Origin of the sequence: Brevibacillus parabrevis (genome assembly GCF_003710905.1) — a bacterium.
Classification (GTDB): Bacteria; Bacillota; Bacilli; order Brevibacillales; family Brevibacillaceae; genus Brevibacillus; species Brevibacillus parabrevis.
On the sequence record NZ_RHHV01000017.1, the window covers coordinates 1 to 12,621 of the forward strand.

13 protein-coding genes and 10 tRNA genes are annotated in these 12,621 nt (G+C 50.9%); 5 read left to right on the plus strand and 18 right to left on the minus strand.

The window, feature by feature from the left end; translation table 11 throughout:
• Positions 1 to 233 (plus strand): hypothetical protein (locus tag EDM60_RS28970; protein ID WP_208715243.1); only part of this gene is annotated, 233 nt, incomplete at its 5' end.
• Between the two features lie 21 nt (positions 234 to 254).
• Here EDM60_RS28970 and EDM60_RS22650 read toward each other — a convergent pair.
• The 10 genes from EDM60_RS22650 to EDM60_RS22695 form a co-directional block, all read right to left on the minus strand.
• Positions 255 to 331 (minus strand) — tRNA-Pro (locus tag EDM60_RS22650).
• Between the two features lie 16 nt (positions 332 to 347).
• Positions 348 to 424: transfer RNA gene (locus tag EDM60_RS22655), tRNA-Arg, on the minus strand.
• Between the two features lie 150 nt (positions 425 to 574).
• A tRNA-Gly gene (locus EDM60_RS22660) sits at positions 575 to 650 on the minus strand.
• A gap of 19 nt (positions 651 to 669) precedes the next feature.
• A tRNA-Leu gene (locus EDM60_RS22665) sits at positions 670 to 756 on the minus strand.
• A 19-nt stretch (positions 757 to 775) separates the two neighbouring features.
• Positions 776 to 851, minus strand: a tRNA-Lys gene (locus EDM60_RS22670).
• A 46-nt stretch (positions 852 to 897) separates the two neighbouring features.
• Positions 898 to 974, minus strand: a tRNA-Asp gene (locus tag EDM60_RS22675).
• A 63-nt stretch (positions 975 to 1,037) separates the two neighbouring features.
• A tRNA-Met gene (locus EDM60_RS22680) sits at positions 1,038 to 1,114 on the minus strand.
• Between the two features lie 73 nt (positions 1,115 to 1,187).
• A tRNA-Val gene (locus tag EDM60_RS22685) sits at positions 1,188 to 1,263 on the minus strand.
• Positions 1,264 to 1,345: 82 nt separating this feature from the next.
• A tRNA-Glu gene (locus tag EDM60_RS22690) sits at positions 1,346 to 1,419 on the minus strand.
• Positions 1,420 to 1,427: 8 nt separating this feature from the next.
• Positions 1,428 to 1,520, minus strand: a tRNA-Ser gene (locus tag EDM60_RS22695).
• 494 nt (positions 1,521 to 2,014) lie between these two features.
• Here EDM60_RS22695 and EDM60_RS22700 point away from each other — a divergent pair.
• Positions 2,015 to 2,434 (plus strand): GNAT family N-acetyltransferase, encoded by a 420-nt coding sequence (locus EDM60_RS22700; RefSeq protein WP_122966001.1) that lies wholly within the window; start codon positions 2,015 to 2,017, stop codon positions 2,432 to 2,434.
• A gap of 38 nt (positions 2,435 to 2,472) precedes the next feature.
• Here the strand turns inward: EDM60_RS22700 and EDM60_RS22705 are convergent, their stop codons facing one another.
• The 7 genes from EDM60_RS22705 to EDM60_RS22735 all read right to left on the minus strand — a co-directional run bounded on the left by EDM60_RS22705 (position 2,473) and on the right by EDM60_RS22735 (position 9,097).
• The gene (locus tag EDM60_RS22705; protein ID WP_122966002.1) at positions 2,473 to 3,237 is read right to left on the minus strand and encodes a type III pantothenate kinase; all 765 of its coding nucleotides are present in this window, start codon (positions 3,235 to 3,237) and stop codon (positions 2,473 to 2,475) included.
• 12 nt (positions 3,238 to 3,249) lie between these two features.
• Positions 3,250 to 4,095, minus strand: coding sequence for a carboxylating nicotinate-nucleotide diphosphorylase (nadC, locus tag EDM60_RS22710; protein WP_122966003.1), 846 nt, complete (start codon positions 4,093 to 4,095; stop codon positions 3,250 to 3,252).
• Entirely contained in the window at positions 4,085 to 5,707 is a 1,623-nt protein-coding gene (nadB, locus tag EDM60_RS22715; protein ID WP_122966004.1) for an L-aspartate oxidase, read from the minus strand. The genes nadC and nadB overlap by 11 nt, the downstream gene beginning before the upstream one ends.
• Positions 5,708 to 5,849: 142 nt before the next feature.
• Positions 5,850 to 6,275: a Fur family transcriptional regulator gene (locus EDM60_RS22720; protein WP_063230357.1), complete on the minus strand. Its 426-nt coding sequence runs from the start codon at positions 6,273 to 6,275 to the stop codon at positions 5,850 to 5,852.
• 38 nt (positions 6,276 to 6,313) lie between these two features.
• Positions 6,314 to 7,153, minus strand: coding sequence for a metal ABC transporter permease (locus EDM60_RS22725; RefSeq protein WP_122966005.1), 840 nt, complete (start codon positions 7,151 to 7,153; stop codon positions 6,314 to 6,316).
• Positions 7,154 to 7,190: 37 nt separating this feature from the next.
• Complete coding sequence (locus EDM60_RS22730; protein WP_122966006.1) at positions 7,191 to 7,961, minus strand: metal ABC transporter ATP-binding protein; 771 nt, start codon at positions 7,959 to 7,961, stop codon at positions 7,191 to 7,193.
• Positions 7,962 to 8,116: 155 nt separating this feature from the next.
• Entirely contained in the window at positions 8,117 to 9,097 is a 981-nt protein-coding gene (locus EDM60_RS22735; RefSeq protein WP_122966007.1) for a metal ABC transporter substrate-binding protein, read from the minus strand.
• Between the two features lie 193 nt (positions 9,098 to 9,290).
• Between EDM60_RS22735 and EDM60_RS22740 the strand changes: the two genes are divergently transcribed.
• The 3 genes from EDM60_RS22740 to EDM60_RS22750 all read left to right on the plus strand — a co-directional run bounded on the left by EDM60_RS22740 (position 9,291) and on the right by EDM60_RS22750 (position 11,538).
• Complete coding sequence (locus tag EDM60_RS22740; protein ID WP_122966008.1) at positions 9,291 to 9,782, plus strand: PCYCGC domain-containing protein; 492 nt, start codon at positions 9,291 to 9,293, stop codon at positions 9,780 to 9,782.
• 134 nt (positions 9,783 to 9,916) lie between these two features.
• Complete coding sequence (locus tag EDM60_RS22745) at positions 9,917 to 10,252, plus strand: PadR family transcriptional regulator (RefSeq protein ID WP_122966009.1); 336 nt, start codon at positions 9,917 to 9,919, stop codon at positions 10,250 to 10,252.
• Positions 10,249 to 11,538 carry an FtsW/RodA/SpoVE family cell cycle protein gene (locus EDM60_RS22750; RefSeq protein WP_122966010.1) on the plus strand — a complete coding sequence of 430 codons (1,290 nt, stop codon included), beginning with the start codon at positions 10,249 to 10,251 and terminating at the stop codon, positions 11,536 to 11,538. The genes EDM60_RS22745 and EDM60_RS22750 overlap by 4 nt, the downstream gene beginning before the upstream one ends.
• An 82-nt stretch (positions 11,539 to 11,620) precedes the next feature.
• On the opposite strand, the gene nadA is transcribed toward EDM60_RS22750, so the two are convergent.
• Positions 11,621 to 12,565: a quinolinate synthase NadA gene (nadA, locus tag EDM60_RS22755; RefSeq protein WP_063230349.1), complete on the minus strand. Its 945-nt coding sequence runs from the start codon at positions 12,563 to 12,565 to the stop codon at positions 11,621 to 11,623.
• Positions 12,566 to 12,621: the final 56 nt, after the last annotated feature.

Here is a 12,621-nt window from a genome sequence, read left to right on the forward strand (position 1 = left end):
TTCAAAGCTGGCAAATCATTATTGATAGACTCATCAACGCTTTCGCTGTTCAGTTTTCAAAGAGCATTTTTAGTTCTGCTAAACTAGCAGGAACCCAATCTTACCACATCCACATTTTTGAGTCAAGCGTTTTTTCAAAACGTTTTTCTCATGCGACTCTGTTCTCTTTTCCGACAACAGAAATCTATAGTAACACACTCGATAATCCCGAGTCAACACTTAAATTCTTTTAAAGAACTTATGTATGAACTCGATGGTCGGGAAGACAGGATTCGAACCTGCGACCCCTTGGTCCCAAGCCAAGTACTCTACCAAGCTGAGCTACTTCCCGACTATTAAGATAAAAATGGCGTGCCCTGAGAGATTCGAACTCCCGACCTTTTGATTCGTAGTCAAACGCTCTATCCAGCTGAGCTAAGGGCACATGTTATGGAGCGGTCGACGGGTCTTGCTTCTACTGGCGCTGCTTCGTCGATTTCCTGCCCGACAAGCCAGATTGGAAGTGCCCGTGACACTCTTCGTTGATGTTCTTCAAGGGTAAACCCGGAACGGGTAAGAGACCCGAGAACATCTATGGAGCGGACGACGGGTCTCGAACCCGCGACCTTCGCCTTGGCAAGGCGACGCTCTACCAATTGAGCTACGTCCGCATGTTTTGATAAGAAAATATGGTGCGGTCGAGAGGACTTGAACCTCCACGGTGTTGCCACCACTAGAACCTGAATCTAGCGCGTCTGCCAATTCCGCCACGACCGCATATTTATTTTGTAAAAACTGGTGAGCCATGAAGGACTCGAACCTTCGACCCTCTGATTAAAAGTCAGATGCTCTACCAACTGAGCTAATGGCTCTCAATATCAATCCACTGCCATTACAACCAGATAGCTAGGTTATAAATGGCGGAGCTGACGGGACTCGAACCCGCGGCCTCCGGTGTGACAGACCGGCGTGAACTCCAACTTCACCACAGCTCCATATTGTTATGCCCAAACCCAATCGGGTGTGCGAAATTGAATCGCCTGGACAAAGAGAAAATTTGGTTGCGGGAGCAGGATTTGAACCTGCGACCTTCGGGTTATGAGCCCGACGAGCTACCGAGCTGCTCCATCCCGCGACGATTAGGACTCACATGTCAGCATCACCACAAAACGCGGCGTCTTCAACTGACCGTCCTGCTATGTTATAAATGGTGGAGGCTGACGGGATCGAACCGCCGACCCTCTGCTTGTAAGGCAGATGCTCTCCCAGCTGAGCTAAGCCTCCATGCTCCCCGACTTTTGTCGGGTCCCCGCAAAGTGCTCAGTGTTGCTATAATGCAACAACTTCACTTTGTGAGGTGATTAAGTGACCCGTAGGGGATTCGAACCCCTGTATGACAGCGTGAAAGGCTGCTGTGTTAAACCGCTTCACCAACGGGCCATGAGTAATGGCGGATGGAGTGGGATTTGAACCCACGAGACGAGTTAACCCCGCCTACACGATTTCCAATCGTGCTCCTTCGGCCGCTCGGACATCCATCCATGTATATATGAAGGGATCGAGTTGATCACCTTGTTTGCCTTCCAGACTTCATATGTTATCACAAGCTTCTCAACTTGGCAAGAACTTTTTCAATACCGCTTAAAAAGTTCACTTTCATATAACTTTTCTGCTAGGCACAATAGCCATTGTAGCGCGTGAGCCATGCCCTGTCAACGATAAAATTATAAAAATCGATTTTTCGTTTTCCCGCTTTTGTTTGCACTCGCCTACCACGCATATATCATTACCCGTCAGCACAGATTTTACTCGCGGCTCTGCACTGCGATTTGCACCCCTAGCTTCAACATAAAAAGATACCTCCATTCATAAAATGATATACTTTCCCTAAATCAAAATTGGCGAGGAATTACCTCGGCGCTACATACCTACAAATAGAAAGCCACTGATGATCTCGCTTGACTTTGAAAGCGCGAAAAGGCGCGAAGAACAAGCCAGGCAAGCGATAACCAAATGAGAAAAGGAGTGAACCCCTGTGGTATTGCTTCGACAAGCCACGCTGCACGATCTTCCTGCTGTCTGTAGAATAGACGCCCTCGTTCTAGGCTCAACCAGCCGAGCACATGAGTTGCAAACGGCTATTGCAGCCGGTCATTGCCATGTTGCTTCCCTCGACATGGACATCGCAGGCTTTGCCGTCATGAATCAATCTTTTTTTCAGCAAAGCTTTATTCACCTTGTCATCGTACATCCTCGGCATCAGCATCAAGGAATCGGAAAAGAGCTAATGCTGTACCTGGAAAAGCTATGTCCCACCGATAAGCTGTTCACTTCCACTAATCTTTCCAATAAGAAAATGCAGCGCCTTTGCCAAAAGCTTGGCTATGCCTACAGCGGAACTATCCAGCACCTTGATCCTGCTGATCCGGAAGTGTTTTACTGCAAAAAAATATAGCAAAAACAGCCGCAGCATCAACTGCCACGGCTGTTTTTTTACTGATTCCGCTCGTAAACCAGTCGCAACCCTTTTAACGTCAAATAAGGATCGACGACCTGAATGCACGATGTCTCATCTGCTACCAAAGAAGCCATCCCACCTGTTGCGACGACAGTCGGCTCGGTCTGGTACTCGGCTTTGATTCGACGAACGATTCCCTCGACCTGCCCCACAAAGCCGTAATAAATGCCTGCTTGCATGGCTGCGATCGTATTTCTGCCGACTACGCTCCCCGGTTTGGCGATCTCTATGCGCGGCAATTTTGCAGCCCGACTAAACAACGCCTCCGTGGAAATTCCGATGCCCGGCGCAATCGCTCCGCCCCAATATTGGCCCCGCTCATCCACGTAACAAAAAGTCGTAGCCGTTCCAAAATCAACAATGATCAAAGGCGCCCCGTATTCATGAATCGCCGCCACTGCATTGACAATCCGGTCCGAGCCTACTTCTCGCGGATACTCGTACTTGATATTCAGCCCGGTTTTGACTCCCGGGCCGACGATGAGCGCTTTTTGACGCAAGTATTTGCCGCACATGCGTTCAATCGCCGTATTCAAAGGCGGGACAACCGAGGAGAGAATCACTCCGCTGACCTGCTCAAGCACAAGCCCTGCGCTGCCAAACAAACTTTTCACAAGCATTCCGTACTCGTCTTCCGTCTTGTTGCGGTCGGTCGCGATCCGCCAATGATGGCGCAGCACCTCGCCCTCATACAGACCAAGGACGATATTGGAGTTGCCTATGTCGATCACCAGTAGCATACAGGTCGCTCCTTACCGTTTGCGCGTATTCAAATCCAGGCTGATATCAAACGCCGCAACGGAGTGGGTCAACGCTCCAACAGAAATGACATCCACGCCCGTTTTGGCAATATTTCCGATCGTGTCCAGGTTTACCCCGCCAGAAGCCTCTACCACCGCTCGTCCATCAATCAGAGCTACCGCTTCAGCCATTGCTTCCAGAGACATATTGTCCAGCATGATAATATCTGCGCCTGCGTCGAGCGCCTCGCGCACCTGCTCAAGCGATTCGGCCTCCACCTCTACGGTCATGGTATGAGGGATAGCGGCGCGAGCCGAGGCAACTGCCTGGGCAATTCCGCCCGCTCCTTTGATGTGATTGTCTTTGATCATCACGGCATCGTACAGGGCAAAGCGGTGGTTATGGCCGCCCCCGACACGAACGGCGTACTTTTCCAGGAAACGCAGCCCCGGAGTCGTCTTGCGCGTATCTACTACCCGTGCTTTTGTGCCCGCTACTGCCGCTACATACTCGCTTGTCTTGGTCGCAATGCCGGACAGACGCTGCATCAAGTTGAGCGCAAGCCGTTCACCGCTCAAAATCGAACGCACAGAACCACTGACTGCTGCCAGCTCCTGACCGACTTCGACCCGCTGCCCTTCCGCTACTTTTGCCGTGAAAACAAGCTCAGGATCGACCGTCGCGAAAACTTGCTCGGCAATCGGCAAGCCTGCTACCACACCTGCTTCTTTTGCGTACAAAATCCCGATCCCTTGCTCGGAATCCGGAATCGTGCTCATGGTTGTCACGTCGCCAAAGCCCACATCTTCGTGCAGCCATTCTTCGATTTTGCGTTGAAGCTCCCGTTTATTCCACATCGTTTTGTCCACACTCCTCTTGAATGGCGTTCTCGAACGTCTGGATGAGATGCTTGCGCCACAGCAAGTCATCTTTATTCGGAAAATCTGTGCGATAGTGCCCGCCACGGCTCTCTTCCCTAAGCAGCGAAGCTCTTGTCGTCAATACCGCTGCATTCAGCAAGTTTAAAAATTCAAAGGCTTCCCGGTCTTGCGCGATATACTGGTAAAACTGTTCCATCCGTTCCAGTTCGGCCAGCGCCTTTTTCAAACCTTTCTCGTCGCGCTTGACGCTGACGTGTCTCAGCATCAGCTTTTGCAGCTTCAGTCTTTGTTCACGTGTATTGAACGTGCGCGTTTGCCGATATTTGGAGACGACGCGAATCGGCTGAATTGCTGGCAGTTCAGTCAACTCCTTGATTCGCTGCGCGATCCGATGTCCGAAGACGACCGCTTCCGACAAGGAATTGCTCGCCAGTCTGTTCGCCCCATGTACGCCTGTGCAAGAAGCTTCGCCGCAGGCAAACAGGCGGCTGGTGGTCGTCTCGCCGTTCAAATCCGTCTGGACTCCGCCCATGATGTAGTGGCACGCAGGGGCGACCGGAATCCAGTCCGTTACCATGTTCAAGCCGTATTGCAGGCAAAAGTTGTAGATGGTCGGGAAGCGATGCTTGATCAGTTCCTCAGACTCGTGGGTGATATCGAGATAGACAAACGAAGACTTGGTCTGCTCCATCTCGGCCACAATCGCCCGCGCTACAATGTCACGCGGCGCGAGTTCTTTTTGCGGGTGGTACTTGTCCATGAAGCGGTCGCCATTGGTGTTGCGCAAAATGGCCCCTTCTCCCCTTACCGCCTCCGATATGAGGAAACGGGGTGCTCCTGGATAGTACAACGCGGTCGGGTGGAACTGGATAAACTCCACGTCTTTGATCCGCGCGCCAGCCCGATACGCGATGCCGATCCCATCCGCAGTGGCAATCTCCGGATTGGTGGTGTAGCGATATAGTTGTCCCGCTCCGCCAGTCGCCAGCACGGTCGCTTTTGCCTCGAGGAAAAACAACTCCCCGTCCGGCTTTTGCACGATCATCCCGACGCACTCGCCATCCTGCGTAAGCGCATCAATCGCAAAATGATGCTCCAGCACATGAATGTTCTCTTGCTCCATGACCCGTTTGGACAAGGCACGCACAATCTCGGCCCCTGTTGCATCGCCATTCGCATGCAAAATGCGTCGCTTGCTATGCGCGCCTTCCTGCGTCAGCTCATACTGCCCTTCTGCATCGCGGTCAAATTCCGTTCCGTAAGCAATCAGTTCCTTCAAGCGATCAGGGCCTTCATGCACAAGCACTTCCACCGCATCGTACGAGCAAAGTCCCGCTCCGGCGATCAACGTGTCTTGACGATGCAAGGCAGGAGAATCCGATTTGGCCGTAACGGCGGCAATCCCTCCTTGCGCCCAGCGGGTATTGCTGTCATCCAGCCCTTTTTTGCTGATCAGAACTACATCCGCATACTCACTCGTTTGCAACGCCGTGTACAACCCGGCTATCCCTGCTCCAACAACAGCTACATCTGTTTTCATTCGAGGCAATGCCTGCAAATCAAAATCCGCGATATAACGGGGAATCATGGCTGTGTCCCTTCTCTCCGTAACTGATGATTTCCCACCCATTATAGCAAATACCTACCAGAAGAAAACCACATTGGAAAAGTTCCGATTGCAAGAAAAAAGAGCATCCGCTTTTTGCGAACACTCTTGGCAAGTCACTCGTTTAGTTCGATTGGGCGACGCATTCCTTGCAGGTTCCGTACACCTCAAACTTGTGTCCGGTTACCTGAAAATCCTCTGGCACAGAAGCCATGACGTTCATCGGACAGCCTGGCAAGGAAGAAGTTTTCCCACACTCCGTACAGATTACATGGTGATGGTGGTGACCGTCTGCCGAGCAAGCCAGGCGAAAACGCCCTTCTCCCTCCAGCTCCGTCTCTTCCAAAATCCCCAGTTCAACAAAAGTGGAGATATTGCGATAAACAGTATCGAAGCTGAGAGTCGGATACTGCTCCTTAATTCGCTCCATAATATCTTTGGCAGACAAGTAGCGCTTCTCGGCAGCGCAGATGCGGATCATCTCCTCCCGCTTGCCGGTATATTTGTACCCGTGCTCCTTTAAAATTTGCAGGGCTTCTTCCACCTTCATCGACAAACACTCCTTCCTTTTGTCTTAACCAGATGACTTTATCGCATGATCGCACGCAGCTTTTTCACACCCAAAACAATGAGCATAATCAAAACAGCCATCAACACAATTGTACCACCAGATGCCCAGTCAAAGAGATAGGCAAAATACAATCCGCTCAGCACGGATATTTCCGCGAACAGAATCGAGAAAAAGATCGTCTGGCGAAAGCTCCGGGCAATTTGCAAGCTCGCCGCAACAGGCAGCGTAATCAGCGCGGAAATCAGGAGCACGCCGACAATGCGCATGGAAGCGGCAATCGTAAGCGCGACGAGAACCATGAACCACAGGTTGATCGATCTGCGCGCGACACCGGACACCCGGGCAAATTCTTCATCGAAAGACACGGCGAACAGTTCCTTGTAGATCAGAAAAACCGTGCCAAGCACGACTACCGCCACGCCAACGAGCGCGTACAAATCTTCAATCGATACCGTGACGATTTTCCCGAACAAATACGAGTACAGGTCGGCGTTAAATCCGTCAGCGACACTGATCAAAACGGTAAACAGCCCAAGTCCTGTCGACAAAATGATCGGAATCGCCAAATCTTGATACGCTTTGTACACCTTGCGCAAGCGCTCAATGAACAAAGAACCGATCACCGCGAAAAGCATCCCGAAAAACAACGGGTTCACAGCCGAGAAAAACGCAATCTTTTTGGACACCAGCATCCCGGCAGCCACACCGGACAGTGTGACGTGAGACAGACCATCGGCCATCATCGACAAGCGGCGAACGATGAGAAACGTCCCGAGCAAGGGACAAATCAGGCCAATCAAAATCCCCGAAAACAGGGTATACCGCAAAAAATCATACTGCCACCAATCAGCCAGCATGTTCATACTCCTTCGTCATTATCTCGTTTGCAACGGCTTAATGGTGATGGGACAAGAGTCGGACTGAATCACCATACATGCTTTGCATAATTTTTTCCTGATTGTGCTCAAACTCGTGAGCGGTTCCGTGAAAATGGATTTTCTTTTGCACGCAAGCTACTTTCGTTACCCATTGCGACATTACTCCGACGTCGTGGCTCACGATCATCATCGTCAGGCCATTCTCTTCCTTTAGAGAACGCAACAAGCTGTAAAACTGCTCGATCGATTCCTGATCGACGCCGACAGTCGGCTCGTCGAGAATCAACAGCTCCGGCTCTGCGACAAGCGCCCGCGCAATAAACACACGCTGCAATTGGCCGCCAGACAAACTTCCGATCCGCTGGTTCAGCTTATCCGTCAAACCTACCCGCTCAACAGCAGCCCGTACGCTTTCATGATGCTTGGCATTCAGTCTGCGGAAAAGGCCAACTTTTCCTACGAGACCAGAAGCAACGACTTCCTGGACTGTCGCGGGAAACCCGCCCGCACCGTGAGCCACTTGCTGCGCCACGTAGCCGATCCGGTTCCATTCGCGGAACTTGGACAAAGGCTGTCCGAACAGCTCGACCTTCCCTTTGCTCGGGGGCAAAAGACCGAGGATCAGCTTCATCAGCGTTGATTTCCCCGATCCATTCGGCCCGACAATCCCGACAAATTCGCCGCGCTCAAGCGAGAACTCCACTCCATCCAGAACCACTTTGTCGTCATATTGAAAGGAGACACCTGACAGCTTTACCACAGGCACTCCTTGTGTTGTTGGTTCCATGATATGATCATCCTTTAAATCGGATTTGTTCTGATTTGTTACCTTTCATCCTACTACGATTTTGCCCGAACTACAAGCCTCCTATGGAGCAGAAATCTTGGGCTGGCCCGATACAAAGAAAAATGCCGCCAGTTTCAGCGACATTTTCTTGATCGTTAGTTCAATGCTACTTTCAATGTTTCCATATTGTCACGCATGATGGACAAATAATCACGGCCTGCCTTCACATCGTCCTCTGTCAGACCTTCAAGCGGATTGAGCGTAGCTGTCTTCACGCCCGCTTCCTTCGCAATCACTTCCGCCACTTTGGGAGAGACAAGCGTTTCAAACATGACGTAGGAAATGTTGTGCTCCTTCACATGCTCGACCAAGCTTTTCAGCTCGCCCGGAGATGGTTCGTCGGCCGGGTTCAATCCGGAAATTGCCACCTGTTCCAGACCATATCGCTTCGCCAAATAGGAAAAGGCGCTATGCGAAGTCATAAATTCCTTTTTGGGAGCCGCTGAAACCATTGTGTTGAAATCTTGATCCAGCTTATCCAAATCAGCAGCCAGCTGCGCAAAGTTCTTTTCAAAATCGGCAGCATGCGCCTGATCTTTTTGCGCCAGCGTATTTTTCACTTTTTCCGCCTGCGCCTTCAGCTTCATCGGGTCCAGCCATACGTGCGGGTCAAATTCCCCGTGGTCATGGTCGTGCTCCTCTTTTGCATGCTCTTCGGTCGCAGCTTCTCCCTCATGCTCGTGTTCATCCTCGGAGGCTTTCAGCAAATCGAGTCCTTCCGAGGCGTTGACGATCACTGTCTTGTTTTTGTCGAGGTTGCTGACGGCTTTATCCACCCACAGCTCCAAACCGCTGCCGTTGTAGGCGAAAACGTCTGCGTTCGCCAATGCTACCATGTCTTTGGCAGTCGGCTCGTAGTCGTGTGGTTCTACGCCCAAGGGGATCATGTTGGTCACTTCTACATGCTCTCCCCCGATGCGTTTGGCTACGTATTCCAATGGATATATGGTTGTATATACTTTCGGCTTGGCATCGCCCCCGGATTGAGGGGTGCTTGTCGTCTGCTCAGCTGCACCGCATCCGGCAATACTGACAGCCGTAACGAGGCTCAGGATCGCCAACAGGCTCTTTTTCATCTCTATGTTCCTCCTACCCAATTCAAAATGATTCCGATTTAGTTGCTTGATCGTTTTTCATTATACGGACAGTGACCCAAAAAGTAAATAGGATTTATTACGATTTAATTGTCATATGTTTGCATCGCCGATCGCAGCTACACAATTTCTCCATGTCGTTATGATAAGATATAAGGCGGGAGGTATGTCCAAAATGAAACGTCAATCATGGTTGGCCATAAGCATTTTTGCCGCAGCCCTGCTCACTGGTTGTGGCGCGACTGATCAAGCTGATCAGGATCACGCGAATCACGCAAATCACGCTCCTAACGGCGACCTGCAAGAACTGACAGCTTCTGTTGATCAGCTGCCGAAGTTTCTCGATAATCAGGACCCCGTCATCATCGAATCGTACAAAATCGCAGGGGCAAACCGCGAACTGCTCAAATCGATCCCTTGCTATTGCGGTTGCGGCGAAAGCGCTGGACACATGCACAACGGCAACTGCTTTATCAAAGAGGAAAAGTCGGACGGCTCGATCGTCTGGGATGACCATGGCACGCGCTGCGGTGTCTGCATGGAGATTGCCGTGATTTCGTCCAAGCTGAAACAGGCTGGCAAATCGACAAAAGAAATCCGCGAGTACATCGACAACAACTACAAAGAAGGCTACGGAAAACCGACGCCCACCCCTATGCCCTCCTGAAATCCAGCCTTTTTCTATTCCTGACAAAGCTTCCTTAAAACTGGAAGCTTTTTTTGTTGTACAAGACAGGAAATGTGATTACAATTATACCTAGATATTCGATGCATCTATATTCGATACAAAAGGAGATTCCTATGGCGATCAACAAGGAATTGATGAAAGGCAGCACGGTCATCCTGGTTCTCACCTTGCTCGAACAAAAGCCGATGTATGGCTACGAAATGATCAAGGCGATGGAAAAAAGCTCGAATGGGGTGCTGACGTTGAAGGAAGGCACGCTTTATCCGATCCTGCACACCCTGGAGTCGGAGGGGAAGGTCGAGGCGTTTTGGAGCGAAGGTGAGGGCGAGCGGAAACGCAAATATTATCAAATCACGCCCGAAGGCAAGCGGCATCTCAAAGACAAGAAACAGGAGTGGATCTCTTTTCGCACCGCAGTAGACGGAGTGTTGGGCGGTGAGCCGACGTGAGTCAACCAGACAAAATCGCCCGTTACATAGATGAAGTCTGCAAGCAAATAGCCAGCAAAGAGGTTCATCCCGCAATCCGGTTGGAGCTGGAGGGTCATTTTGCCGAAAAGATAGCGGATTACCGCGACGCTGGACACACCAAAGAAGCTGCCACCGCCCAAGCTATTGCCGAGATGGGTGATCCCGTCTCAATCGGACGCCAGCTGCACGAAACCCACAAACCGCGTATGGAATGGAGCATTGTGGCGATGGTTGCCGTTCTGCTCGGCGTCGGGCTGCTCACCATGTTCTCGCTGCAAACAGCCATGGGCAACGAAAAACTGGTCGAGCAAAAATGGATCGGCATGCTGATTGGCAGCGCCCTCTTTTTGCTTGTGCTTTTTTCCGATTACAGCAAGCTGAAAAAGTACAGCCGCTACCTTTATTTTGCTACGTTCATTCTCTTGCTGTTCACGCTGCGCACTGGCAAACCGATAAACGGCACGCCTTTTCTCGAAATTGGATCAACTATCGTCAATTTCATCGAGCTGAGCGTCTTTTTGTTCACGATCGCACTGGCGGGCATCTTCGCCCAATGGAGCTGGAAGGAACGCTTCGTCACTTTGCGGGTACTTGCTTATTTCCTTCCCCCCTGCTTGCTTCTGGCATCTTCGCACCAGACCTTTGCTGTCATCTTGTTTGTGGTTTCTCTGCTCTTTCTTTTGCTGGTTTCACCAGTCAGACGGGCTACGTTCTTGACCGTAATCGGCTTGGCAGGAGCAAGCATCGGCAGCTGCTTCTACCTGTTCGGCAACCGTTATATGCTGGAACGGTGGAGTGCGTATCTTAACCCTTATAGCGACCCGAACGGAAGCGGTTATCTCGCCATTCAGCTCATGGCTGCCGTTCGTTCAGCCGGGTTATGGGGACAAGGCTTTGGTTCGCAACTTGAAACTGTGCCGCTTCCTGAAACTGATTTTGTTTTTGCCTACATGATCTACAGCTTTGGTCTAATGACAGGTGCAGCGCTGTTCGCCATCGGCCTTTTATTGGTCAGCCGCTGGATACGTGCCATCAATCGGGTAAAAGATACATACGGCTCTCTGTTGTTGACCGGGATTGCCGTACTCATCTTCCTCCCCTACTTCTGGAGCATGTTTATGACAACGGGCCTGCTGCCGCCAGCACCGATCAGTTTGCCGCTGATCAGTCACGGGAATGCTCACCTCATTTTGAACATGGTTTTGCTGGGGATGGCCCTGAACGTTTACCGTCGAAAAGACATCCAGCCCCTCGCACAGTCCTAAGCCTGGCACCATCTAATTACACTTGGAAAAAACAAAGGGAACAAAGCTCATGACCAGCTCTGTTCCCTTTTATTGTTTGCCATTACGCCGGAGCTACTTCCAGCATGCGCTCCAAAGACGCGCGCGCTGCGTCGGCAACATCTTTTGGCACATAAATTTCCGGTTTCATCGTTTCCAGCGCTTCGACGCATTTTTTCAGGTTGTTTACCTTCATATTCGGGCAAACGAGGTATTTGGAGGCGAAAATAAACGTTTTGTCCGGGCTGTCCTTTTCCAGCATGTAGCGCGTGCCGTCCTCGGTCCCGATAATGAACTCCTTGTGGGACGATTCGCGGCAGTATTTGAGGATTCCCGTAGTCGAACCTACGTAGTCAGCCAAAGAAACGACCTCTGGGCGACATTCTGGATGGACGACAACCACTGCCTCCGGATGCTGCTGCTTCAACGTCATGATGTCTTCTACGGACAACTGGTCATGCGTGTTGCAGTAGCCTTCCCAGATGATCATTTTTTTGTCTGTGAACTGGGATACGTAGTGGCCCAGATTTTTGTCCGGCACCCAAATGATCTCCTCGCTGTCCACCGATTCGATCACCCGCTTGGCGTTGGACGACGTACAGCAGATGTAAGTCTCTGCCTTGACGTCGGCAGATGTGTTGATATACGCCACTACTTTTGCGTTCGGATGCTGTGCTTTCAACTTGCGCAGCCCTTCCACGTTCACCATGTCCGCCATCGGACAGCCTGCACGTTCATCAGGGATGATTACCGTCTTTTGGGGATTGAGAATTTTTGCACTTTCTCCCATGAAGTGAACTCCGCAGAACAAAATCACATCTGCATCGGTTTCTTTCGCTTTTTGCGCCAGACCAAAAGAGTCGCCAATGAAGTCCGCTACTTCCTGAATCTCGGGGCGTTGGTAAAAGTGGGCAAGAATGATGGCGTTCCGTTCTTTCTTCAACTGCATCAGTCGTTCACGTAACTCAGCGTTGCGCTGGGCTTTTTTTTCTAACGCTAAAGCGTCCATGGAAAAAATCCCCCTACGGTGGTGTCATAATTTACGGTCATTGTAAGCTGATTACT

Coding starts and splice junctions, on each gene's coding strand:
- EDM60_RS22735 (WP_122966007.1), bottom strand. CDS start 9,097: ATGAAAAAGAGCCTGTTGGCGATCCTGAGCCTCGTTACGGCTGTCAGT.
- EDM60_RS22725 (WP_122966005.1), bottom strand. CDS start 7,153: ATGCTGGCTGATTGGTGGCAGTATGATTTTTTGCGGTATACCCTGTTT.
- EDM60_RS22720 (WP_063230357.1), bottom strand. CDS start 6,275: ATGAAGGTGGAAGAAGCCCTGCAAATTTTAAAGGAGCACGGGTACAAA.
- nadC (WP_122966003.1), bottom strand. CDS start 4,095: ATGTGGAATAAACGGGAGCTTCAACGCAAAATCGAAGAATGGCTGCAC.
- EDM60_RS22705 (WP_122966002.1), bottom strand. CDS start 3,237: ATGCTACTGGTGATCGACATAGGCAACTCCAATATCGTCCTTGGTCTG.
- nadB (WP_122966004.1), bottom strand. CDS start 5,707: ATGATTCCCCGTTATATCGCGGATTTTGATTTGCAGGCATTGCCTCGA.
- EDM60_RS22730 (WP_122966006.1), bottom strand. CDS start 7,961: ATGGAACCAACAACACAAGGAGTGCCTGTGGTAAAGCTGTCAGGTGTC.
- nadA (WP_063230349.1), bottom strand. CDS start 12,565: ATGGACGCTTTAGCGTTAGAAAAAAAAGCCCAGCGCAACGCTGAGTTA.
- EDM60_RS22740 (WP_122966008.1), top strand. CDS start 9,291: ATGAAACGTCAATCATGGTTGGCCATAAGCATTTTTGCCGCAGCCCTG.
- EDM60_RS22745 (WP_122966009.1), top strand. CDS start 9,917: ATGGCGATCAACAAGGAATTGATGAAAGGCAGCACGGTCATCCTGGTT.